The organism is Geomonas diazotrophica (genome assembly GCF_019063885.1).
Lineage (GTDB): Bacteria > Desulfobacterota > Desulfuromonadia > Geobacterales > Geobacteraceae > Geomonas > Geomonas diazotrophica.
This window is the reverse complement of the sequence record NZ_CP077684.1, coordinates 4,174,446-4,195,357: the sequence shown is the minus strand read 5'-3', so window position 1 is coordinate 4,195,357 and position 20,912 is coordinate 4,174,446. Positions and strand designations below refer to the sequence as shown.

At 65.2% G+C, this 20,912-nt stretch carries 25 protein-coding genes and 1 pseudogene; 18 read left to right on the top strand and 8 right to left on the bottom strand.

Annotated elements, in window-relative coordinates:
• Positions 1–199: 199 nt before the first annotated feature.
• The 3 genes from KP003_RS18570 to KP003_RS18560 all read right to left on the bottom strand — a co-directional run bounded on the left by KP003_RS18570 (position 200) and on the right by KP003_RS18560 (position 3,453).
• Positions 200–1,771: a 4Fe-4S binding protein gene (locus KP003_RS18570; RefSeq protein WP_217300100.1), complete on the bottom strand. Its 1,572-nt coding sequence runs from the start codon at positions 1,769–1,771 to the stop codon at positions 200–202.
• On the bottom strand, positions 1,768–2,649 hold the full coding sequence (locus KP003_RS18565; protein ID WP_217300099.1) for a DUF362 domain-containing protein: 882 nt from the start codon (positions 2,647–2,649) through the stop codon (positions 1,768–1,770). Before KP003_RS18565 ends, KP003_RS18570 begins: the two co-directional genes overlap by 4 nt.
• 144 nt (positions 2,650–2,793) lie before the next feature.
• Positions 2,794–3,453: a DUF6448 family protein gene (locus KP003_RS18560; RefSeq protein ID WP_217300098.1), complete on the bottom strand. Its 660-nt coding sequence runs from the start codon at positions 3,451–3,453 to the stop codon at positions 2,794–2,796.
• A 346-nt stretch (positions 3,454–3,799) separates the two neighbouring features.
• Here KP003_RS18560 and KP003_RS18555 point away from each other — a divergent pair, with 346 nt between their 5' ends.
• From KP003_RS18555 to KP003_RS18535, 5 genes are all read left to right on the top strand, one after another.
• Positions 3,800–3,982: a MerR family transcriptional regulator gene (locus KP003_RS18555; protein ID WP_216789579.1), complete on the top strand. Its 183-nt coding sequence runs from the start codon at positions 3,800–3,802 to the stop codon at positions 3,980–3,982.
• Between the two features lie 82 nt (positions 3,983–4,064).
• Entirely contained in the window at positions 4,065–4,634 is a 570-nt protein-coding gene (locus KP003_RS18550; RefSeq protein WP_216789577.1) for a MerR family transcriptional regulator, read from the top strand.
• 68 nt (positions 4,635–4,702) lie between these two features.
• Positions 4,703–5,128, top strand: coding sequence for a four-helix bundle copper-binding protein (locus KP003_RS18545; RefSeq protein WP_216789576.1), 426 nt, complete (start codon positions 4,703–4,705; stop codon positions 5,126–5,128).
• Between the two features lie 63 nt (positions 5,129–5,191).
• Entirely contained in the window at positions 5,192–6,394 is a 1,203-nt protein-coding gene (locus KP003_RS18540; RefSeq protein ID WP_217300097.1) for a hypothetical protein, read from the top strand.
• Between the two features lie 49 nt (positions 6,395–6,443).
• Positions 6,444–6,893: a YbhB/YbcL family Raf kinase inhibitor-like protein gene (locus tag KP003_RS18535; protein ID WP_217300096.1), complete on the top strand. Its 450-nt coding sequence runs from the start codon at positions 6,444–6,446 to the stop codon at positions 6,891–6,893.
• Between the two features lie 66 nt (positions 6,894–6,959).
• Here the strand turns inward: KP003_RS18535 and KP003_RS18530 are convergent, their stop codons facing one another.
• Positions 6,960–7,367, bottom strand: a complete 408-nt coding sequence (locus KP003_RS18530; protein WP_216789570.1) for a bacteriohemerythrin — start codon at positions 7,365–7,367, stop codon at positions 6,960–6,962.
• A gap of 87 nt (positions 7,368–7,454) precedes the next feature.
• On the bottom strand, positions 7,455–7,829 hold the full coding sequence (locus KP003_RS18525) for a hypothetical protein (RefSeq protein ID WP_217300095.1): 375 nt from the start codon (positions 7,827–7,829) through the stop codon (positions 7,455–7,457).
• 165 nt (positions 7,830–7,994) lie between these two features.
• Here KP003_RS18525 and KP003_RS18520 point away from each other — a divergent pair, with 165 nt between their 5' ends.
• The 3 genes and pseudogenes from KP003_RS18520 to KP003_RS21645 form a co-directional block, all read left to right on the top strand.
• Positions 7,995–9,101, top strand: coding sequence for a lipid II:glycine glycyltransferase FemX (locus KP003_RS18520; protein ID WP_217300094.1), 1,107 nt, complete (start codon positions 7,995–7,997; stop codon positions 9,099–9,101).
• Positions 9,102–9,224: 123 nt separating this feature from the next.
• Entirely contained in the window at positions 9,225–9,422 is a 198-nt protein-coding gene (locus tag KP003_RS18515) for an ArsR family transcriptional regulator (RefSeq protein WP_216500273.1), read from the top strand.
• Positions 9,423–9,476: 54 nt separating this feature from the next.
• Positions 9,477–9,536 (top strand): annotated as a pseudogene (locus KP003_RS21645) (hypothetical protein); the annotation flags it as partial.
• Between the two features lie 57 nt (positions 9,537–9,593).
• On the opposite strand, the gene KP003_RS18510 reads toward KP003_RS21645, so the two are convergent.
• Genes KP003_RS18510 through KP003_RS18500 form a run of 3 tightly spaced genes read right to left on the bottom strand, consistent with a single transcriptional unit; the run spans position 9,594 to position 12,207 of the window.
• Positions 9,594–11,228, bottom strand: a complete 1,635-nt coding sequence (locus KP003_RS18510) for an ArnT family glycosyltransferase (RefSeq protein WP_217300093.1) — start codon at positions 11,226–11,228, stop codon at positions 9,594–9,596.
• Positions 11,200–11,493, bottom strand: a complete 294-nt coding sequence (locus KP003_RS18505; protein ID WP_216500276.1) for a lipid-A-disaccharide synthase N-terminal domain-containing protein — start codon at positions 11,491–11,493, stop codon at positions 11,200–11,202. Before KP003_RS18505 ends, KP003_RS18510 begins: the two co-directional genes overlap by 29 nt.
• Complete coding sequence (locus tag KP003_RS18500; RefSeq protein ID WP_217300092.1) at positions 11,494–12,207, bottom strand: glycosyltransferase family 2 protein; 714 nt, start codon at positions 12,205–12,207, stop codon at positions 11,494–11,496.
• Between the two features lie 223 nt (positions 12,208–12,430).
• Here KP003_RS18500 and citC point away from each other — a divergent pair, with 223 nt between their 5' ends.
• The 10 genes from citC to KP003_RS18450 all read left to right on the top strand — a co-directional run bounded on the left by citC (position 12,431) and on the right by KP003_RS18450 (position 20,909).
• Complete coding sequence (citC, locus tag KP003_RS18495) at positions 12,431–13,432, top strand: [citrate (pro-3S)-lyase] ligase (RefSeq protein WP_217300091.1); 1,002 nt, start codon at positions 12,431–12,433, stop codon at positions 13,430–13,432.
• Positions 13,429–13,692 carry a citrate lyase acyl carrier protein gene (gene citD, locus KP003_RS18490; protein ID WP_216500281.1) on the top strand — a complete coding sequence of 88 codons (264 nt, stop codon included), beginning with the start codon at positions 13,429–13,431 and terminating at the stop codon, positions 13,690–13,692. The genes citC and citD overlap by 4 nt, the downstream gene beginning before the upstream one ends.
• On the top strand, positions 13,693–14,169 hold the full coding sequence (locus KP003_RS18485; protein ID WP_217300090.1) for a PPC domain-containing DNA-binding protein: 477 nt from the start codon (positions 13,693–13,695) through the stop codon (positions 14,167–14,169).
• Positions 14,169–15,089, top strand: a complete 921-nt coding sequence (locus KP003_RS18480; protein ID WP_216500283.1) for an HpcH/HpaI aldolase/citrate lyase family protein — start codon at positions 14,169–14,171, stop codon at positions 15,087–15,089. Before KP003_RS18485 ends, KP003_RS18480 begins: the two co-directional genes overlap by 1 nt.
• Positions 15,076–16,614: a citrate lyase subunit alpha gene (citF, locus tag KP003_RS18475; RefSeq protein ID WP_217300089.1), complete on the top strand. Its 1,539-nt coding sequence runs from the start codon at positions 15,076–15,078 to the stop codon at positions 16,612–16,614. The genes KP003_RS18480 and citF overlap by 14 nt, the downstream gene beginning before the upstream one ends.
• Complete coding sequence (locus tag KP003_RS18470) at positions 16,589–17,083, top strand: citrate lyase holo-[acyl-carrier protein] synthase (protein ID WP_216500286.1); 495 nt, start codon at positions 16,589–16,591, stop codon at positions 17,081–17,083. Before citF ends, KP003_RS18470 begins: the two co-directional genes overlap by 26 nt.
• Positions 17,073–17,888, top strand: coding sequence for a triphosphoribosyl-dephospho-CoA synthase (locus tag KP003_RS18465; protein WP_217300088.1), 816 nt, complete (start codon positions 17,073–17,075; stop codon positions 17,886–17,888). The genes KP003_RS18470 and KP003_RS18465 overlap by 11 nt, the downstream gene beginning before the upstream one ends.
• Before the next feature lie 309 nt (positions 17,889–18,197).
• Positions 18,198–19,136 (top strand): phosphatase PAP2 family protein, encoded by a 939-nt coding sequence (locus KP003_RS18460; RefSeq protein ID WP_217300087.1) that lies wholly within the window; start codon positions 18,198–18,200, stop codon positions 19,134–19,136.
• Between the two features lie 2 nt (positions 19,137–19,138).
• On the top strand, positions 19,139–19,876 hold the full coding sequence (locus tag KP003_RS18455) for a class I SAM-dependent methyltransferase (protein WP_217300086.1): 738 nt from the start codon (positions 19,139–19,141) through the stop codon (positions 19,874–19,876).
• Positions 19,877–20,015: 139 nt separating this feature from the next.
• Positions 20,016–20,909 carry an ATP-binding protein gene (locus KP003_RS18450; protein WP_216500292.1) on the top strand — a complete coding sequence of 298 codons (894 nt, stop codon included), beginning with the start codon at positions 20,016–20,018 and terminating at the stop codon, positions 20,907–20,909.
• The last annotated feature ends 3 nt before the right edge of the window (positions 20,910–20,912 follow it).

Sequence of the window (20,912 nt, the reverse complement as noted above, 5' to 3'; positions counted from 1 at the left end):
GGTGCTCTTGCCGCGCGCGAACCGGCTCAACGGCGGGGCTCAGGTCGGCGATGCAACAGCCACACCAGCTCTCCGCGCGGCTTCGTTTACGGATCTTCGGCTTGCCTAAGGAAGGGGGGCTGTGATGGGTGAGGTTGCGGCAGGGGACGCAAATGGCGGACGCAAAAAGCCGGGCCGGGGGCGCCCGACCGGAGGAGTCTCAGGACCGGCCCCCCTGGTAGGGGTCGGCATAGGGATGGCCCGGAGGGGGCGTCCCCCCGGAGGGAGACTTGAGCGGGGTCCGGTCCTTCACCCGGAACACCTCGATGGCGGCCTTACCCTCCAAGGGACAGACGTTTTCGCAGATGCCGCAGCCGTTGCAGAGTTCATCCACCACGTAGGGCTGCTGCACGGTTCTCCTGGCACCGTCGAACCCGGTCAGCTCGACCCGCTCGGACCGGATCGCCTTCCCGGGGATGGGGCAATGTTCCTCGCAGACGATGCAGTCGATCCTCTTGGCGAAGGGGAGGCAGTGGTTCTTGTCGAACACCGCCTTCCCGATCACCTGGCGCTGCTTCTCCTCCCGGGGAAGGTCGGGGATGGCACCGGTGGGGCAGACCTGGCCGCACAGGGTGCAGTTGTACTCGCAGTAACCTAGCCGCGGCACCAATAAAGGGGTATAGAGCCCTTCCGCACCGGCCTGGAAGAAGGCGGGGTAAAGCGCGCTTCTCAGGCAGACCTTCATGCATTCGCCGCAGCGCACGCACTTTTTCAGGAACTCATCCTCGTCGCGCACCCCCGGCGGCCGCAACAGCTTCGCCTGCGCGGTGGGTTCCCGGAAGCGGAAGCCCCTGGCAAGTGCCACTCCACCCAACAGCCCCCCGAGGAACACGCGCCGCTCCAGGACCGGCCCGGTCTGCGGCTGCCTTGCCCGCCACCCGAAGTCGACCCGCCGGGACGGACAATGCAGGGCGCACTCCATGCAGAGGATGCACTCCTCCGTCTGCAGGAGTTCCTGATCGAAGGAGGTGGGGCAGTGCTCGCGGCAGGCCCGGCAGTCGGCGCAGAGCTTGGCAGGGGTGCGGCGCAGGGGACCGAGGCGGGAGAGCAGGCCGAGCAGCGTCCCCAAGGGACAGAGACGGCGGCACCAGGCGCGCCTTTCGTAGCGCTCAAGGAACAGGATCAGCACGAAGAGAAGCGCGGAGAGGAAGGCGAGAGGGTAGAGCGTCTCCCGGAAGGGGAGGAGGTAGTCGCGGATCAGGCGGTAACCCGGATCGAGGAGGTCGCGCCGGTCCCCGACGACGCCGTAGAGGGAGCGCCAGCCGCCGCGCACCGTATCCCCTACAAGGGGATGGAAGAAGAAGGTGAGGGCGCGCAGGAGAAGGGCGATGGGGTCGAGGAGGCCGGCGAGGTTCACCCCGAGCAGGGAGGCCGTGAGCAGCGGCAGGAGGAGCCAGTACTTGGCCCGCCCGGTGAGGGCGCGCAGTGCGCCCACCTTGCGGATCCTCCCGGTGACGAGGTCGAGAACGGTCCCCAGGGGGCAGATCCAGCCGCAGAAGAACCTCCCCAGCAACAGCGCGCAAAGGAGAACCAGGAGGCCGGGCAAGAGCAGCGGCTGGTACTGCCTGGTCGTCAGCATGGTGCTGGCCGCCGTGAGCGGGTTGGCGCGGAAAAAGCCGTTCACTGCGGCCACGATGCGGTCGCTCCCCCGGTACTCGGTCATCAGGAACAGGACCAGGAACAGGGTGAGGAACAAAAGCTGCGCGATGCGGGCGGAGGTTACCTTTTTCACACCCGGACGATCCTCATCTTGTCGAGGTTCATCTCGCCCAGGCCGCGCTGGTAGGCGGACCGGGTCACGGCGATGTCGGCGGGTTTCAACCCGAAGAGGGTGGTGGCGTAGGCGTCGGCGGCAACGATGTCGGTCGAGGCGATCACCTGGTTCAGGACCTTGACGTCGGCGAGGTTCCCCCCTTGCGGGCCGTGGGCGGTGAGGATCCTGGTGGCGTCGATCACGGTGAGGTGGGGGCGGAAGGAGGCGTTGATGTCGGCCAGGGCCTGGTCGATGTTCTTGTGGATGGAGCCGCGGTTGCCCCCCATGATCCCCATCACGTTCTTCATCCCGAGGGTAAGGCGGCTCAGGCCGTGGTGCTTGGCGATCGGGACGTTGATATAGACGTCGGCGGAGAGCGCCTCGCCGTAGAGTTCCCACTCCTTGAGCACCTTGCCGTTCAACGCGACATTCTTGAAGCGCTCCTCCTCGAGGTGCTTCACCTCCACGTTCTTCATCCCCTTGAGTGCCGCTTCGATGCCGCTGGAGGCGTAGCAGCGGCGCGGGTCGTTGCAGGTGCGGTCGAAGACCTTGACCCTTTTCGCGCCCGCCTTCAGGCATTCCTCCACCAGCGCCCTGACCACGACCGGATTGGTGGTGGCGGCATACTCGGGCGCGCGGTCCCAGCCGATGTTCGGCTTCACCACCACGGTCTGCCCCGGTTTCACGAAGCGTTGCATCCCGCCGAGCGCCGAAAGCGCCTTGCGCGTGATGCCGGCATGGTCGGTCCCTTGTGCCACCGCGACCAGGGGGCCTTGCGCGGCGAACAGGTTGCGCAGCCAGCCATGCAGGAAAAGGGATGACAGGCCCAGTACCTTGATGAACTGCCGTCTTTCCATGGAGACCTCCCGGCAAAGGTGTGAACGCTCCAGCGCCAGGTCTCATTATAGGAGGGATTGCGGCTAATTCAATTCGGCGCGAAAAACGATGCCCGGCGTGCGCCAGCGCCGGGCAATAATGAGGAGGGTGGTTGAAACGCGGCGTTACTTCTGTCCGTGCTCTTCGTGGTGCCCGTCGTGCCGCACCTTCTTGCCATGCTTCTCCGGAGCGTGCCCGCCTGGTTCGCCGTGTCCGGCGTGACCGGCGGCGTCCTGGTGCAGCCGCTCGACGTAATGGGTGTAGTCGACGTAGGCCTCGACGAACTCCCGCCCCTGGGCCACGCTCTCGTCCTTGTGCTGGTAGGCCGCGGCGGCTCTCTGGTAACGGGTGCGGATCCCTGCCGCCACGTCATCGGTGACGAGCTTGACCAGCGCGTCCGGGGAGCCGCCGGCCAGCGCCTTGTCCGCCTCGGCGATGGCCGGTTCCACGCTCCCCGCAGGCTTCAGCCCGGTGAAGGGGGCTCCTTCACCTGCGCGGTGCACTTTGACCAAGGTGCCGAAAAACTTGTGTTCGGCCGCCTCTTTCGCTTCCGGGCGCGCCGAGATGACCTTTTTGAAGGCAGCGCGAACGACTTTCTCGTCCTTCGTTTTCACCCACTTGAGAACCGGTGTCACGTCTTTGGCGGCGATGGCCTTTCTTGCATCCTGGATCACCGGCCCGTCCAGGGTGTCGCAGTGTGCCGATGCGCTGTGGGGAGCTGCCAGGTAAAGGACGGCCGCCGCTGTCACGGCCCAAAAGGCTGATTTCAAATTCGCTATGCTCATTGCTATCTCCTCGTCATCTTTGATTGGCGGTGCTGCACCACCACCCTCAAGGTACGCCGCAAAAGTTGTAGATCCCTTGACCGAAGTCATTTTTATTCACTCGAAAGGGTAATGCGGGTTCCCTTTTAGTCAAACACCCCGCCACTCCTTCTTGGCCCCCTGGAATGTTTCCACGTGATCGAGAGGGGGGACTCCGCCGGTAGCAACCACCTGTGACGAGAAACAGGTTCCCGGAAGCACCTCTATTTTTTGTGAGTGGAGATTTCTGTTGACCCGTCTACAGCTTCACGGTTTAGTATTCCTGCTGTCATGGCCATGACGCCACTAACAGCAAAAGGAGGACACTATGAGCAAGGTAACTGTGGAAGAGTGGACGGCCCGGTTCAGGGCGATAGGACTGGACGACGCGGCCATGGAAAAGTGGCACCGCCTGTTCGAGCGGGAGAACCCGGAGGGGCACCAGGAGTTCCTGGAGTGGCTGGGGCTTTCGCCCGAGCGCATCGCCGCCATCCGCAAGCACCACGCCTGACCTCGCGGCCCCGGTGCCGCCTGCCTCACCTTATGGTGGGGCGGGTTACGGCCCCGGGGCCGCTTCCTTCGCAGGAGGACCCATGTACCGCATCAGCCAGTTGGCCTCGAAGTTCGGCCTGTCCCGCAGCACGCTGCTCTACTATGACCAGGAGGGGCTCCTCTCCCCCTCCGGGCGCAGCGACGCCGGCTACCGCCTCTACTCCGATGGCGACCTCGAGCGCCTGGCCGCCATCGTTTCCTTTCGCAAGGCGGGGCTCTCCGTCGAGGAGACCCGCGCCCTGCTGGCATCGGGGGAGGGTGAACAGTCGGTCATCAGGAGGCGGCTTGACGCCATCGGCGAGCAGATCCGCGCCCTCCAGGCCCAGCAGCACCTCCTGGCCCGCATGCTCCGGGTGCAGTCGGGGGGGGAGCTCCCCGAGAGCGTGGACAAGGAGACCTGGGTAGCCATGTTGCGCGCCGCGGGCATGGACGACGAAGCCATGGAAACCTGGCATGCCGAGTTCGAGCGGCGCGCACCCCAGGCGCACCACTCTTTCCTGCTGAGCTTGGGGATCCCTGAGCAGGAGGCGCGGGCGATCAGGGAATGGTCCGCGGCCGCCGGGATCGCAACCCCTGCCAAGCCTCGCCGGAACTTCCCCCGGGAGCGTTGAATTCTCCAGACACGTGGTTAGAATGTGCTACTTGTTGCGCGTCATTCTACCTGACAAAGGAGAACTACATGAAAACGTCCGAAATGTTCGCCGCCCACCCGCGAAAACTCACCATGGATGTAACCGCCATCACCGAGTGCATCAACGTGCTCGTCGAGTGCGCCGACGTCTGCACCAGCTGCGCCGACGCCTGCCTCGGGGAGCAGGCGGTACAAAAACTCACCAAGTGCATCGGGCTCAACCTTGACTGCGCGGATATCTGCCAGACCACCGCCCGCGTCCTTTCCCGCCAGACCGACCCCGTTCCCCAACTGCTCAGAACCCAGCTCGAGAGCTGCGCCGTTGCCTGCCGGCTCTGCATGCAGGAGTGCGAGGTCCATTCCGAGATGCACCAGCATTGCCGCATCTGCCGGGCCAGCTGCCAGAACTGCGAGAAGCTCTGCCAGGACCTGATTTCGCGTCTGTCCGAGGGGGCCAGGACCACGTTCCTGTAATGTGGAGTGGGGCGGCTGCGGCCGCCCCTACTCGGCACCGGGTCCAAGACCAGGAGGCTGCAGATGAGCAAGTTGGCCTGTAACGTCGTCGCGTACCGACCTGATCCCGAAATGCTTGCCGCCCGCTTCGAGCCGCGCCAGGTGGAGGTGCTGCTGGAGCAGGCGGAGGGGCTGCTGGAGCGCGCCGTGGCCGAATTCAGGGAGTACGCCACACTGGACCGCGCCTGGCAGGAGCTGAGCCACGACCTGGCGATCCTGGAGCAGGAGCTGGAACTGGATCGGCGCCGGGTGGAACGGGAGGAGCCGGCGGCGGAGGAGGAGCCCCCCCCCGAGCCTGAGGCTTCCCAGGCGCGGGAGCAGTCCCCGGGGGAAGCGGCACACGAGGAGAGCGACGCGGCGGCCGCGGCTGCGGCGGCGCCTGGGGAAGTGGTTGCAGAACAGGCTGCGGCGGCGGGGGAGCCGGAAGCCGTGACGAGCATGATCGAACTGCGCGGCGAGTCGATCCGGCGCAGGAGGGGTTTGACCTCCCCGGGGGGACCCCTCGCACTCGACGAGCAGCGCGATCTGGTGCTGAGGCGCCTGTGCCGCGACTACGAGGAGGGGCTGAACCGGGTCGCGGTCGCGGAGGAAGGGGTGCGGCGCATCTTCGGCTACGAGGTGGCCTCGCCGCTCAGCTCCTGGTCGGAAACGCTGGGAGCCTCACTGGCCAGCAACATCATCTGGACCAGAAACGCACGGGAGTGGCTCGCGCTCTACCTGCAGGGGGAGCAGGCGTTCACCCGCGCCTTCTCGGTGCGTGCGCTGATGAACCGCAACGCCTGGGGGCAGCTCAGGCATGCCCGGGACAGCTTCTCGGTGCGACTCCAGATCCCTGCCGAGCTCTTCCAGGGGTTCGAGAACTGCCGCTTCCGCGGGGTGAGCGCCTCCCTGCTGGGCGAGGCGGGAGGGGTGCCGTGGTCGGCGCTGGTGAGGCTTCCCGAGGCGGCGTACTACCTTCGCTCGGGACAACGGGTGGAGGTCGATCAGCGGGAGCTGCCCCAGATCCTGTTGGGGCGGGTTGAGAACCGGCGTTCGGTGCGCCGCTCGGAGTTCTGCGGCATGTCGACCCACCTGAACGCGAGCCCGGTGGGGAAACCGGTAAACGAGGGGGAATGGACCGTGGAACTGATGCGACCGGTGGGTGCCGCCACGGAACTGTTCGCCCAGGTGGACGACCTGGTGATAGAGGTCAAGGTTTCCGGGGTCGCGCAGAAAACGGAGCGATGACGAGGCGTGCCGACGCGCCAGGCGCCGGCACAGGACAAGGGGGTGACTCATGGAAAAGATGAGGTTGATCAGCCCGGCCTTCCAGGACAACGGGCGCATTCCGGCGAGGTACACCTGCGACGGCGACAACATGAACCCCGAGCTGAGGTTCGAGAACGTCCCGGCCGGCACGAAGTCGCTGGCGCTGGTCATGGAGGACCCGGACGCGCCGAACGGGCTGTGGGTGCACTGGATACTGTGGAACATCGGCCCCAGGGTGACCACGCTGGTGGAGCAGGCCGAGCCGCGCGAGGTGGTGATCGGAAAGAACAGCTGGGGGCATAACCAGTACGGCGGGCCCTGCCCTCCCTCCGGCAGCCACCGCTACATCTTCCGGCTCTACGTGCTGGACACGACCCTGGACCTGGCGGGAACGGCCGGCAAGGGGCAGCTGGACGTGGCCATGCAGGACCACATCCTTGCGGAGGCGGCGCTGACCGGTCTCTACGGCGGGGGGTAGGGGATGGGAGGCGAAGAAGGGACGGGGCACCCGGTCGCTTTTACAGGGCCGGGTGCCTTTTTTCGTTCAGGATTCCTGCCGTTCGTTGATGAAATTGGTGAAGGCGCGGTCGGTGTTCTGGATGTGCCCCACCAGCCAGTCCTTGAGAAACACCAGCACGTCGATGGCCACGAAGGATTCGCCGGCATCGGAGCGGTCCTTGAAGTTGTGGATTGATTTGATGAACTTGCGGTGGGCGGCGGCGTGCGACGGCGCCGCTACATAGTCGAGCTCCGCCATCAGCTGCTCTTCGGTCCGGAAATGGTACTGGGTGTAGTCGAGCAGCTCGGCAACCACCTCCTCGAGTTCGTGGCTGTGGTCGTGCAGCATGAGCGCCCGGTAGCACCGGTTCAGGATGTCGACCAGCCTGTGGTGATGTTCATCTATCTGCCCCACTCCCAGGATCAGGGAATCGTCCCACTCTACCAGTGTCATTGATTACTCCGGTGCAGCAGTGAAAAAGTAAGCGACTCGGTCCTATTTATCGGCCGGAACGGCCAAAGCTGCAATTTTTTGTTACGTCTACTTGAAGGCGATCACTTCCAGCTTCCCGTAATCCCCTCGCTGTGCCTTGAGGGCGCGCCGCTCGAACTCTATCTCTCTTCTTTTGCGTGCAGCCTCCCGCTCACCGCCGCCCGCCGCGCCGGCGCGTGACAGCGCCCGCTGCAGCACCATCCCGCCCACCAGCAGCGAGGCGAGCGCGTACTTCCGCTTGTAGAAAAGGGCGAGCGCGCCGCCCGCCAGCAGCGCCGCCCGGGGGTCGCGCAGCAGGTCCAGGGCCGACTGCAGCCCAAGCTTCAGGTTCAATTCCCTGACTTGCGGGTCCAGGTTGCCCCGCTGGTCCTCCCGGTAGTTGAGGGGGAGATCCGCCAGCCGTTCCAGATTGTCGCTGTTCATGCTTGGCTCCTTTTGCCGGGGATGACGACGAAGCTTATCTTAACAGCGCCGCGGCGTTCCTCAATATACGCCTGGATTTTTTCGAAGGGGGAGGGTGCTTGACTTCGACCCTGCAGCGGATAAAGTGAGGCTTTGTTAATTTACTGAGGGGCGTGGGGGATCGTCATGGCTGCCAACCTAAGCAGGGAGCTGGTCGAGGGTACCCTCGGCAACTGTGTCAGTATTGTCGACCCGCTGCGTAACCACCGCTGGGATCGCTTCGTGCAGCAGCACCCCTACGGCTGGATCACGCACCTGTCGGGATGGAAGCGGGTGCTGGACAAGAATTTCCCCCACATGACCGGCTACTACCTGGTGCTAAAGGATCCCGCCGGAGGCATCAGGGCCGCGCTCCCGGTCTATGCGGTGGAGAGCTGGCTCATGAGACGGCGGTTGGTGAGCATCCCCTTCGCGACCCTGTGCGACCCGCTGGTGACCGATACGGCCGACATGGAGCTGCTCAGTGAGGCGGTGCTGCGCCTGGCGGGGGTACTTGGCATCTCCCGCGTCGAGATCAGGACCGCCGCCGCCTCTCACCTGCTGAACCGTGACCTGTTCCGCGCCGATTGCGTCAACAAGCATCACTTCCTGCCGCTTTGCGAGAATCCGGAGCTGGTGAGGGAGCGCTTCCACCGCAGCTGCGTGCGGCAGCGCATCGCCCGGGCGGAGCGGGCAGAACTTCGACTCATCCGGGGCAAGCGGGAGTCGGACCTCAGGGAGTTTTACCTGCTGCACTGCGTCACCAGGAAGAGGAGGGGGCTGCCGCCCCACCCTTACCTCCTGGTGAAGACGCTCTGGCAGACCTTCGCGCTGCAGGGGGTGGTGGAGCTGCTGCTTTGTCGCAGGGGGAGGGAAACCGTGGCGGGGCTGCTCCTTTTCAAGTACAAAAACCGCGTCTCCATCGAGTACTCCGCCGTCAACGCCCTGCACAACGATTCCAGCCCGGTTCATTTCCTGTTCTGGAACGCGATCAGGGAGGCCTGCCTCGCGGGATACCGGGTGCTCGATTTCGGCAAGACCTCGGAGCACAACAAGAGCCTGATGGAGTTCAAATCCCACTGGGGTGCAGAGGTCATCGACCTCCCCCATTTCCTCTACCCCAACACCCCGCTCCCCCCCTCCCCGGGGGGGGACCAGTCCATCGCCAAGAAGTTGCTGCAGTTTGTCTGCACCAAGGCTCCCGATACGGCGCTTAGCTACCTGGGGGAGTTCTGTTACCGGCACCTGGGCTAGCCCAACCGGTTGGTTTCGAGGGGTTCTCTGCTACCCTTTTACGGGCCGGGTTGGAATCGGTTCACGACCCGGCTGGCCGCAGTAGTTCGGGGTCATCCCACGGCGGGATGGAAGGAGGAAGACATGGCCGAGGCAAGAAGGATCCAGATTCAAGAGGCGCGCAGGAAGGTGCAGGCAGGCGAGGCCCTATTCGTCTGCTCATACGACAGCGAGGAGATGTGCGGAGGCATCCGCCTGGAGAAGGCCTGGACGATGGGTGAGTTCAACGCCAGGCTTCCCGAGGTGAAGAAGGACCAGGAGATCATCTTCTACTGCAACTGACCGCAGGAACATACCTCTGCCGGTCGGGCAGCTGAATTTGCAGAGAAGGGATTCACGAAGGTCTGGGTGCTGCAGGGCGGGGTGAACGCCTGGAAAGAAGCGGGGTACAAGTAAGGGGAGGCACATCGAGTGAAAAGGGCCCTCCGGCGGTTGCCGGAGGGCCCTTTTGCTTTACTCGGAGTCGGGCGCTTCCGCCGGCTCCTTCTTGTCGGGGGACTCGCCCAGGAAGGTGGCGATCCCGTCCCGGGTCCACATCACCGCCTGCCTGTTTCGGAAGGGCTGCAGGAAGTAGTAATCCTTGGGGGCGATGGACACCGTGTCCTTCTCGTAGGTGATCAGCGCGATCTTGTCGTGGTCGGCAGCGTAGGCGCGGATCTTGTCCCGGCTGGGGAGCTCGACCAGGGGCTGGCTCAGCCGCCCCATGAAATGGAACTGCCCGTGGTACTTGCCGGCATGCAGCACCTGGTACCCCTCGGCCTGTTTCTGCCGGACCGCCGCAGCGATCGGGTGCAGGTCGTAGCGCTGGAACATGGTGTTGCCGCCGACGAGGACCAGGACGCAGCAGGCCAGGGAGGCCACCGCAACCTGGTTGACCAGGGCCGCCATGGTGCGCGGCCGCAGCAGCAACAGCACCGCACCCAGCACGACCAGCCCGGCAGCCGCGATCCTGATCTCCATGAGGTCGAAGTGCTTCAAGAGCTTGCCGTGTTTGAGGAGCGACGCGGTGATCAGGCCGGCGCCGAGAAAGAGGTAGAGGCCGGCGATGGGGAACCTGAAGCGGGCCACATCCCCCTGCTCCTCGGCGACGCTCCTGGCCATGAGCAGGCTGAAGGTCGGTAGCACCGGGATCAGGTAGTGCACCTGCTTGCCGCTCAACAGGGAAAAGATCACCAGGCTCCCCCCTCCCCAGATCAGCAGCATCCTGAAACCGGGGTCGCCGGAAAGGCGCTTCCAGGCCCGCCAGGCGGGAGGAAACAGGGGCCAGGGGAGCAAGAGGGTCGGGATCCAGGGGAGGTACCACCAGATGGGGCGCTTGTGCGCGAAGGAGTTGGTCATGCGGTGCACCGTCTGCCCCCACAGGATGGCGCGCCGGTAGGTTTCGCCGCCGGTGAGCGCGGCCGGAACCAGCCAGAAGAGCACCACGCCGATGCCGATCAGGATCGAGAGCCCGAGCCAGGCGTACCACTTGCCGGAGAAGCGCTCTTTGGGAACCCAGAGAAAACCAAGCAGGGCGACCGGGAGGACGTAGACCAGCACCACCGGCCCCTTGGTGAGTATCCCGCCGCCGATGGCCACGCCGAGCTGCAGGTACCAGGCGAGGCGATGCTCCCGGGCTGCGCAGACAACCGCCAGCACCGCGAGGAGCACCCAGAAGGCGAGGATCACGTCGAACATGATCACCGAGGACCAGAGCAGGTAGGAGAGCATGGACGCGAGGATCAGCGCCGCGTAGCGCGCCACTTGCCGGTCGTCCCACAGCTTGAGCGCGATCCGGTACACGAGGGTCAGGTTGATAAGGCTGAAGATGAGCGGGATGAAGCGCAGCGTCCCTTCGTTTACCCCGAACAGGAGCCAGTCCAGGTTCAAGAGCCAGAAGAGCAGCGGCGGCTTGTGCGAATAGGGGAGCCCGTTTTGCAGCGGCACGATGAAGGAGTGGTTGTTCCACATTTCCCACGCTACGCCGAGGTAGCGCGTTTCATCCACCGGGAAGTAGGGGAGCAGCAGGGCAAGGACGATCCCGGGGATGACCAGGATCGCGAAGGGGAGGCCCAGCTCTTTAATCAGCGGCCGGATCGCTTGAGGCATCTTTCTTTTCCTTGTGGATGAAAAAGAGGTTTCTGAGGTAGACGGTGGTGCCGAAGGCCTGTCCCAGGATGAAGACCGGATCCTTGCGGTACAGGGAATAGACCAGCAGGATCAGCGACCCGAAGATGCTGAAGTACCAGAACGACTCAGGTATGACGCTTTTTCTCTGTCTCTCGGTGGCGATCCACTGCACCACGAAGCGCATGGTGAAGAAGAACTGCCCGGCCAGGCCGATGGCCACCCAGGCCTTTTCCGTTAAAACCATCTAGTCGCACCTCGTGATCTTTACGTTCTTCGCGCGCATGCGCAGCCAGCACACCCCGAAGATGTCGACGATGCCGACCCAGAGGCGGTTCAGTGTGCCGTATTTGGAGACCCCGGCGGTGCGGGGGCGGTGGTTCACCTCGACGGAGATGACATCGCCACCCTTCATCTTGATCAGCGCGGGGAGGAAACGGTGCATGTGGTCGAAGAAGGGGAGCTCCAGGAATGCGGAGCGGTAGAAGACCTTGAGGCCGCAGCCGGTGTCGGGGGTCTCGTCGCGCAGGAAGGAGCGGCGGTAGGCGTTGGCGATCTTGGAGCAGATGATGCGCCAGACGTGGTCGTCCCTCTTCTTGCGGAACCCCGCCACCATCTTGAGGTTGGGGTTGTCGCTTTTCAGGATCGCGTCGACCATCTTCGGCACGTCGGCAGGGTTGTTCTGGCCATCGCCGTCCATGGTGGCGATGATGGCGCCGCCGGCCTCCCTGATGCCGGTGGCCACGGCGGCACTCTGCCCGTAGGCGCGGTCGTGCTGGATGATCTTGAGGAAGGGGACCGAGCTCTTCAGGGCGAGCAGCCTGGCATGGGTGTCGTCGGTGCTGCCGTCGTCAACGACGACGATCTCACACTCAAGCCCGGTGGCGATTATTTCCCTTACCAGGTTCACGATATTGTCCGCCTCGTTGTGGGCAGGTATCACGACTGAGATAGTGGTCATAAATTCTCTGTTTTTTCAATTAGATGTCGCTAAAATGGGTGCGAGTGAACAATTCGACAACATAGCACAACCATGAAGGCAAATCATAGTTTTTTCTGAATGACATAGCTCCCGGACTGTGCTGTCGCAGGGCGAAAGGCTCCCACGTTCACGGCTCAGCGGCCAAGGGGAAAATTTGGTATACGCGGTTACGTTTACAACTGTTTAGTGTTAGTCTTTGCGCATGGTTACTTCTCTGCTCTCCACCGACGATCTCACACAGGCTCGGGCACTGCTCGAAGCAACCGGCCTGCAGTTCGAGACGCCCTATGACGACCTGGTCGGCATCTTCGAGGCGGGGCGCCTGGTCGCCGTCGGCGCCCGGCAGGGGCGCACCCTGAAGATGCTCGCCGTGGCGCCGTCGCACCAGGGGGGGACCCTCTTGGACGAGGTGGTCACCGAACTGGTCGGGCGCGGCTACCAGGAAGGGGTCGACTCCTTTTTCGTCTTCACCTCGCCCGCCCTGGCGCCCAACTTCGAGACGCTCAACTTCAACCTCCTGGCCGCTTCGGGGAAGACGGCGCTGCTCGAGTACGGCGACGGCCTCAAGCGCTACCTCGCCCGCTACACCCGCCTCATCCGTCCCGGCAACAACGGCGCCATCGTGGCGAACTGCAACCCGTTCACGCTCGGGCACCGCTACCTGGTCGAACAGGCCGCGGCCGCCGTGGACCAGCTCTTCCTTTTCGTGGTGCGCGAGGAGCGCTCGCTGTTCCCCTTCGGCACCCGCCTGCGCATGGTGCAGGACGGCACCGCCGACCTCGCCAACGTCACCGTCGTCGATACCTCGTGGTACGCCGTCTCCAGCATCACCTTCCCCACCTACTTCCTGAAAGACGGGGACCCGGGCGGGGCCATCCAGATGGAACTCGACCTCCTGCTCTTCGCGCAGCGGATCGCGCCGCACTTCCAGGTCAGGACCCGCTTCGTGGGGAGCGAGCCCCTGTGCGGCACCACCGCCGCCTACAACGAGGCCATGCACCGGATACTCCCTCCCCTGGGGGTCGAGGTGCGCGAGATAGAGAGAAAGAACGTGGACCAGAGACCGATCTCCGCCTCGCGGGTGCGCGAGATGCTCTTGCGCGGCGAGCTGGACGGGATCGCGGAGCTGGTGCCGGTCAGCACCCTGGACTTCCTCCTCTCCAGCGAGGGGATCAAGATCTGGGACAAGGGAGGAGCTAGATGAAGATCGTGAAGAAGGCGCAGGCCGGGACCATGCAGTCCAGCGACCTGATGGTGTTCCTGGAGCCGGCCGAAACGCTGAACGTGACCATAGAGTCGACGGTCCTGAAGCAGTTCGGGGCGCTGATCCGGGGCAAGGTGGACGAGGTGCTGGCAAAGCACGGCATCGACGCGGGAGAGGTGCGCATCACCGACCGCGGTGCCCTGGACTACGCCATCGAGGCGCGCCTGGAGACGGCGATCATGCGGGCGACGGAGGGGTAAATGGAAGGTCTCTGGTACAAGGAGTGCAATAACGGCAGGCGCTTCATCATCAAGATCACGCCCGGGGAGAGCCTCACCACCCGGCTTTTGCAGTTCGCGCACCTGACCGACGTGCGCTACGCCATGATCGTCTCGGCGCTCGGGAGCGTGAAGAACGTGCGCCTGAGGGGGATCAAGACCGGCGCGAAACTCCCCATCACCGCGCCGCGGGTCACCATCCACGACATCGAGGGGCCCTGCGAGCTCCTGGGGCTGCAGGGGAACATCGTTCCCGGCGAGCAGGACCTCCTCGACTGCCACTTCCACATCATGATGTCCAAGTCCTCCGGCGAGGTGGTCGGCGGTCACCTCTACGACGCGGAGGTCTTCGCCACCTGCGAGATCGTCCTCACCGAGCTCGACGTCTCCGGCGTCGAGCGCCACGTTTCCAAGGTCGGGGGGATCCCCACCATCTACATCGACGAGGAGGCGCCCTGATGGCCGGCTTCAAGCTGAGACGCTCCCTTTTGTACGTCCCGGGCAACATGCCCTCCATGCTCCAAAACATCCCGATCTTCAACTGCGATAGCGTCATCATCGACCTCGAGGATGCCGTCCCCCTCTCCGAGAAGGACGCGGCGCGCCACCTGGTCAAGCGGTTCCTGTTGAACTACACCGACCGCAACAAGGAGCTCCTGGTCCGCATCAACCCGCTCGACACCAGGTGGGGCTACGAGGACCTGAAGGTGGTGCTCCCGGCCATGCCGGACGGGATCCGGCTCCCCAAGGCGGACACACCGGAGATCGTGGAGCGGTTGGACACGCTTTTGACCGAGTTCGAGGAGGAGCTCGAGGTGGAGATCGGCCGCTTCGGCATCCTCCCCTCCCTGGAGAGCGCCCTGGGCGTCATCAACGCGGTGGGGATCGCCAACAGCTCCGAGCGCATCTTCGCGCTCGCCTTCGGCGCCGAGGACTACACCGCCAGCATGGAGATCGAGAGAAGCCGCGGCGGCGAGGAGCTCTTCAACGCCCGCACCCGCGTGCTCTGGGCGGCCAAGGCGAAGGGGATCCAGGCGGTGGACACCATCTTCGCCGACGTCTCGGACATGGAGGGGCTCCGGGCCGAGACCGAGCTCGCCAAGAGGCTCGGCTACACCGGCAAGTGCCTGGTCAACCCGCGCCAGATCGAGGTGGTGCACGACGTCTTCGCCCCCAAGCAGCACGAGGTCGAGTACGCCCTGCAGGTCATCGAGGCGATCCAGAGGGCGCGCCAACTCGGTACCGGCGTCATCGCCCTCGGCGGCAAGATGGTGGACGCCCCGGTGGTGAAGCGCGCCGCCCGCGTGCTGCGCACCGCCTACGCCCACGGCATGGTGGATACCCTGATCGACGAGGAGGCGATACATGGCGCTCAATAGCCTGGGACGGGAGATCCCGGAAAGCTACGCGGGGAGACCGCTCATCCCTTACGGCGACCCTTACGCCATCCGGCCGCAGGGGAGCGTCGCGGCCCGCCCCCTGAAGCGGGTGAACCCGGGGGAGAAGAAGCTCCTTTCTTCGCTTAGGGAGGCGATCGAGGCGAGCGGGCTCAAAGACGGCATGACCATCGCCACCCACCACAGCCTCAGAAACGGCGACTTCCTTTTGAACCGGATCGTGGCGGAGATCGCGCAGCTGGGGCTCAAGGGGATCTGGATCGCCTCCTCCTCGGTGCACCCGGTGCACGCCGAGATCATCCCGCACATAAAGAGCGGCGTCATCGCCGGCTTCCAGTGCGGCGTGAACGGCCTGATCGGGGAGATGGCCACCCGCGGCGAGATCTCCTGCCCCATCGTGGTCAGGACCCACGGCGGCCGGGCCCGCTCGGTCATCGAGGGGAGCGTGCACATAGACGTCGCCTTCATCGCGGCCCCCTGCTGCGACGAATACGGCAACATGAACGGCTATTACGGCCCCTCCGCCTGCGGCAGCCTGGGCTACGCCCAGATCGACGCCACCTACGCCTCCTGCGTGGTCGCGGTGACCGACAACCTGGTCCCCTTCCCGGTGGTCCCGGTCAGCATCCCGCAGACCCTGGTGGACCACGTGGTGGTCGTGGACCGGCTCGGGGACCCGGCCAAGATCGTCTCCACCACCACCCGCGTCACCACCGATCCGGTCGGGCTGCAGATCGCAAGCTACGCCTCGCAGGTGATCGAGGCCTCGGGGCTCTTGCGGGACGGCTTCTCCTTCCAGACCGGCTCGGGCGGCATCTCGCTCGCCGTGGCCGAGAAGGTGCGCAACGCCATGCGCAAGGGGTCCATCAAGGGGAGCTTCGGCTGCGGCGGGATCACCGGCTACTTCGTGGAGATGCTGGAGGAGGGGCTCTTCTCCGCGCTCATGGACGTGCAGTGCTTCGACCAGGAGGCGGTGCAGTCGATCGGCAGAAACCGCGCCCACCAGGAGATCAGCGCCGACATGTACGCGAACCCCTTCAACGCCGGGGCGGTGGTGAACCGGCTCGACTGCGTCATCCTCGGGGCCACCGAGGTCGACACGGCCTTCAACGTTAACGTGAACACCGAGTCCAACGGCTACCTGCTGCACAACACCGGCGGGCATTCGGACACCGCTGCCGGCGCCAAGCTCTCCATCATCGTGGCACCCTCCATCCGCGGGCGCCTCCCCATCGTCAGGGACCGGGTCACCACCATCACCACCCCGGGGGAGACCATAGGCGTCGTGGTGACCGAGCGCGGCATCGCGGTGAACGACCGGCACGCCGAGCTCAAGGAAGAGCTGATCAGAAGGAAGCTGCCGGTGAAGGAGATCGCCGACCTGCAGCGCGAGATCTGCCGGGTCACCGGCACCCCGCGCCCTCTGGAGTTCGAGGACGAGGTGGTCGCGGTGGTCGAGTACCGGGACGGGAGCATCATCGATGTCGTCAGACGCGTTAAGGAATAGCCTGCTCGCGGCCCGGGACCGCCGCCAGGCGCTTTTGGACGGCCTGTTCCCGACCCCTTTCCCGGCGACGGTCATGCTGTCGCTGAACCTGCCGGGGCCTGAGAAGAGCGGGGCGCGTGCGGAGCGGCTCTTCGCCTGGGGGGAGGAGGCGCTCTTCGCTACCCTGAAGGTGACCCCGGTGCTGCGCGGTTCCGATGCCCTGGGGCCCTTCGCCCTCTACCACACCCGGCTCGCTGCGACCCAGGTGAAGCGTCTGGGGATCGCGCTGGAGACCAGGCACCCGGCCGGGCGGCTCCTGGATCTGGACATCTACGACCACTCCGGCAAGCAGGTCGGGCGCGCCGAGCTCGACATCGCCCCCCGAAGCTGCCTGATCTGCTGTGAGCCCGCGCTCGCCTGCATCCACGCCAAGCGCCACAGTACCGAGGAGCTGGTGCTGAAGACGAGGGCGGTGATCGATGCGCTCTGAGCTCGCGCGGCTGGCGCGGAACCTGGTGCGCGGCGCCTTCCTGGAGCTCTACCTGACCCCCAAGCCGGGGCTCGTCGACCTGAACGATCCCGGCTCCCACCACGATCTGTCCCTGGAGCGCATGGAAGCATCCCTGGAGGTGGTCTCCGGCTACCTCTGCCGGCTGGCCGAATCGCTGTCGTGCGGCGAGGAGCTGGCGAAGCAGGTGCGCCTGGGGATCGAGACCGAGCAGGCCATGCTGGAGCGTGCCGGCACCAACTGCCACAAGGGGTACATCTTCCTGAGCGGCCTCCTGTTGGCGGCCGCGGCCCAAGCGCCCGGGGGAGGGGAGCAGGCGCTCAGCGAGGCGGTGGCCGACATCGCCGGCCGCCTCTTTGCGCAGCCGCAGCAGGAGCAGAGTAACGGCAGCCGCGCCTGCGACAGCTACGGCGCCCGGGGGATCAGGGGGGAGGCCCTCGAGGGGCTCCCGGCGCTCTTCCGGGAGGCGCTCCCCGCCTATCGTCGCGAGCTGGCCGCCGGCAACAGGGGGAGCGCGGTGTACGCCATGCTCGGACGCCTGATGGCGACGGTCGAGGATACCACCGCGCTGCACCGCTGCGGCAGGGAAGGGCTGGGGACGGTGCAGGAGGACGGCCGGGCGCTGGAGCTTATGGTGGCCCGACGCCACGACTTCCTGGAGTTTCTGTCCCGGCGCAACGAGCACTACGTGAGCCGCAACCTGACCATGGGGGGAGTGGCCGACCTATTGGCGCTTTCCTTCGCCTGGCTGTGCCACACCGGCGAGCTGGAGCCTTTCCCGCAATAGTGCCTGTACGGTTTGACAAGGTGCAGTTAATGATATTTAATTTCGCCTATGGCTCATTACACCGCGACCCATAGCGCGATCGCCCTCCTGCTTCTTCTCTGCAGCGCCGCACCTGCGACGGCCGCTGCGGTGCATTCCGTCACAGCCGCATCCCCGCAATCTCCCCGTTTCCGTCTCGTTGGCGCCGCCCCGGCGTCGGTGTCGGAGGCTCCGGACTCCCGACCGTCGATTTACCGCTGTTCCGGCAACTCAATGGCTGAGGCCGCCGTTGCTCCCCTCCCCTCGCGGGGGGGGCGGGGGTGGGGGGCGATGCCGTCCTTTACCGCCCTTGCGTCCGTTGAGCCATCCTCGCAGCAGGCCGAAGATTTCCTGATCCGGCCCGACGGGGCGGCAGGGTCGAGCGCAGGCGGGCCGGCGGCCACAGGCGACCCGCGCATCAGCGCCGAATTCCCTCCCCCGACCTGGCGCTGGCGCAGGTCCGCGATCCCGGACTACCTTGGCGTCGCGGTCTTCGGTGCAGGGGCCATCTACGTGGAGAGCGCGCACGGCGACCCCGAGCCCGAGTGGAAGGGGACCAACGGCTTGGACGAGTCGGTGCGCGACCTCCTGCGCCTGCACTCGCGGGGCGCCCGGGAGGTGGCGCACCGCGTGGGGGACGCACTCATGTACGGCATGATCGCGGCGCCGGTGCTCGACTCCTTCGCCACCCTGGGGATCCGCGACGGCGCCTGGGACACCCTGTGGCAGACCCAGATGGTGAACCTGGAGTCCTTCGCCTTCACCTCGTTCGTCTCGTCGCTGCTGCAGAACATGGTGGCGCGGGAAAGGCCGTTCGTGCGCAACTGCCGAAGCGGCGATTGCGAGGGAGACCAGCCCAACCGGAGCATGCCCAGCGGCCATGTCGCCTTCGCCTTCACCGGCGCCGGGCTGGTCTGCAACCACCACCGTTACCAGTCGCTCTACCACGATCCCGCCTCCGACCGGGCCGCCTGCTGGACCGGCCTGGGCCTCGCCGCGGCCGACGGCGTTGCCCGCATCATGGCCGACCACCACTACGCGAGCGACGTGGCGGCCGGTGCCGCCATCGGCCTTGTTTCAGGATTCCTGCTCCCCCGCCTGCTGCACTACGACCATCTCGACACGCCCGAAACCCGACAGCGGAGCGGCGGTGCCGTCATCAAGGGATTCTCCTTGCGCCCGCTCCTTTCAGCCGGCAGCGCAGGCGTCGCCTGCGACATGAGGTACTAGCCATGGACGCTACCAAGAGGGACGACCGCCCCACCAGGCACCCCTGGGAGAGGGCGCGGGCCGGGGCGCTGGCGACCCTGTTGGGTAACACGCTGCACGAGGGGGTGAAGGTGCTCGGCGTCGGCTGCGGCGACTATCTCTGCCGCACCGTCTTCGGCGGGCTGGAGCACAAGGAGGTGGCGGCCGTCGAGATCGAGCCTCCCGAGGCGCGCCTGGAGGAACGGGAGCCCGAGCCGGGCATCAGCTACCGCCGCGAGCTTCCCCCGGGAAGAAACCGCTACGATCTCGCCTTGATCCTCGACGTGTTGGAACGGGTCGAGGATGACCGGGGGTACCTGAAGCGGGTGGTGCGGCAGCACGTTGCCGCAAGGGGGAGGGTCCTGGTCGCCGTCCCCGCCTTTCAGGCGCTCTACAGCGGACATGACTGGTTTCGCGGTCACTACCGGCGCTACCGGCTGAGGCAGGTGGAGCAGCTCGCCTGGAGCGCCGGGCTGGTCGTGGTGAGTTCCGGCTACCTGTTCGGCTCGTTGCTCATCCCGAGGTTGCTGTCATCCCGGCTCTATCATTGGGGGAGGGTGCGAGACCCAGGCCCCTGGCGGGGTGGGCGGCTGTCGGCTTCGCTGCTCGGCAGGCTGCTGGAGTGGGACAACACGGTGATGATCGCGCTGGCGCGGGCCGGCATCCTCCTGCCGGGTGCAACCGCCTGGGCGTTGTGCGAGAACCGGCGCGGCGGCAATTGACACATTGTTTTAATTTGACAGCGGGCTCTCCGATAACGTATACAGATTTAACAAAATTACCGGGGGTTACTTGAGCATGGTTGTTTCATCAGAACAAACTGCCGGTTCGGAGCCCACCACACAGAGGACGGAAAAGTACATGTTGAATCTGAAACCGGAGGTAGTAGCCCAGCTCGAGCGAGTGCTCAGCTCTGTCGAAATGTTGCTCCCCAGGGCGGTCAAGGCCGTCAACTGGGCCACCTGCCACGCCGCCAACTGGCGTCGTCACTCCTTCTCGGGATACCTGGAGGCGGTGAAGGTCACCGACCAGACCAGGCTCGACGACCTCCTGGGTTGCGAGAAGCAGAAAGAGATCATGGTGTACAACACGCGCCAGTTCCTTAAGGGGCTCCCGGCCAACAACGCGCTCCTCTGGGGGTCGCGCGGCACCGGCAAGTCCTCCATGGTGAAGGCGCTCCTGAACGAGTATGCCCACGAGGGGCTGCGGGTGATCCAGGTGGAGAAGGAAGACCTCATCTACCTCTCCGAGATCTTCAGCGCCGTCGAGGACCAGCCCTACCGCTTCATCCTTTTGTGCGACGACCTCACCTTCGAGATCGGCGAGCTCTCCTACAAGATGCTGAAGAGCGCCCTCGACGGTTCGGTGTACTCGGCCCCGGAGAACGTGCTCATCTACGTCACCTCGAACCGGCGCCACCTGCTGCCGCAGTACAACACCGACCTCTTGGGCGGCAAGTACGTGAACGGCGAACTCCAGGAGAGCGAGGCTATGGAGGAGAAGGTTTCCCTCTCCGACCGCTTCGGCCTATGGGTCGCCTTCCACGTCTTCACCCAGGACCGCTACCTTGACGCGGTGCGCCAGTGCGTGGAGCGGGAGGCCAAAAACCGCAACGTCAGCATCTCCTGGAGCAAGGAGCTGGAGCTGGACGCCATCCAGTGGTCGCACGACAAGACCAAGCGCTGTGGCCGCACCGCGCTGCAGTTCTCCAAACACTGGGTTGGACGCTACCTGCTGGACCAGGCCTCGGCCTGACTT

Bases quoted from the DNA above. Each gene is read 5' to 3' on its own strand.
- KP003_RS18565 (WP_217300099.1), bottom strand. From the start codon at position 2,649: ATGGAAAGACGGCAGTTCATCAAGGTACTGGGCCTGTCATCCCTTTTC.
- KP003_RS18560 (WP_217300098.1), bottom strand. From the start codon at position 3,453: ATGAGCATAGCGAATTTGAAATCAGCCTTTTGGGCCGTGACAGCGGCG.
- KP003_RS18555 (WP_216789579.1), top strand. From the start codon at position 3,800: ATGAGCAAGGTAACTGTGGAAGAGTGGACGGCCCGGTTCAGGGCGATA.
- KP003_RS18550 (WP_216789577.1), top strand. From the start codon at position 4,065: ATGTACCGCATCAGCCAGTTGGCCTCGAAGTTCGGCCTGTCCCGCAGC.
- KP003_RS18545 (WP_216789576.1), top strand. From the start codon at position 4,703: ATGAAAACGTCCGAAATGTTCGCCGCCCACCCGCGAAAACTCACCATG.
- KP003_RS18540 (WP_217300097.1), top strand. From the start codon at position 5,192: ATGAGCAAGTTGGCCTGTAACGTCGTCGCGTACCGACCTGATCCCGAA.
- KP003_RS18535 (WP_217300096.1), top strand. From the start codon at position 6,444: ATGGAAAAGATGAGGTTGATCAGCCCGGCCTTCCAGGACAACGGGCGC.
- KP003_RS18530 (WP_216789570.1), bottom strand. From the start codon at position 7,367: ATGACACTGGTAGAGTGGGACGATTCCCTGATCCTGGGAGTGGGGCAG.
- KP003_RS18525 (WP_217300095.1), bottom strand. From the start codon at position 7,829: ATGAACAGCGACAATCTGGAACGGCTGGCGGATCTCCCCCTCAACTAC.
- KP003_RS18520 (WP_217300094.1), top strand. From the start codon at position 7,995: ATGGCTGCCAACCTAAGCAGGGAGCTGGTCGAGGGTACCCTCGGCAAC.
- KP003_RS18515 (WP_216500273.1), top strand. From the start codon at position 9,225: ATGGCCGAGGCAAGAAGGATCCAGATTCAAGAGGCGCGCAGGAAGGTG.
- KP003_RS18510 (WP_217300093.1), bottom strand. From the start codon at position 11,228: ATGCCTCAAGCGATCCGGCCGCTGATTAAAGAGCTGGGCCTCCCCTTC.
- KP003_RS18505 (WP_216500276.1), bottom strand. From the start codon at position 11,493: ATGGTTTTAACGGAAAAGGCCTGGGTGGCCATCGGCCTGGCCGGGCAG.
- KP003_RS18500 (WP_217300092.1), bottom strand. From the start codon at position 12,207: ATGACCACTATCTCAGTCGTGATACCTGCCCACAACGAGGCGGACAAT.
- citC (WP_217300091.1), top strand. From the start codon at position 12,431: ATGGTTACTTCTCTGCTCTCCACCGACGATCTCACACAGGCTCGGGCA.
- citD (WP_216500281.1), top strand. From the start codon at position 13,429: ATGAAGATCGTGAAGAAGGCGCAGGCCGGGACCATGCAGTCCAGCGAC.
- KP003_RS18485 (WP_217300090.1), top strand. From the start codon at position 13,693: ATGGAAGGTCTCTGGTACAAGGAGTGCAATAACGGCAGGCGCTTCATC.
- KP003_RS18480 (WP_216500283.1), top strand. From the start codon at position 14,169: ATGGCCGGCTTCAAGCTGAGACGCTCCCTTTTGTACGTCCCGGGCAAC.
- citF (WP_217300089.1), top strand. From the start codon at position 15,076: ATGGCGCTCAATAGCCTGGGACGGGAGATCCCGGAAAGCTACGCGGGG.
- KP003_RS18470 (WP_216500286.1), top strand. From the start codon at position 16,589: ATGTCGTCAGACGCGTTAAGGAATAGCCTGCTCGCGGCCCGGGACCGC.
- KP003_RS18465 (WP_217300088.1), top strand. From the start codon at position 17,073: ATGCGCTCTGAGCTCGCGCGGCTGGCGCGGAACCTGGTGCGCGGCGCC.
- KP003_RS18460 (WP_217300087.1), top strand. From the start codon at position 18,198: ATGCCGTCCTTTACCGCCCTTGCGTCCGTTGAGCCATCCTCGCAGCAG.
- KP003_RS18455 (WP_217300086.1), top strand. From the start codon at position 19,139: ATGGACGCTACCAAGAGGGACGACCGCCCCACCAGGCACCCCTGGGAG.
- KP003_RS18450 (WP_216500292.1), top strand. From the start codon at position 20,016: ATGTTGAATCTGAAACCGGAGGTAGTAGCCCAGCTCGAGCGAGTGCTC.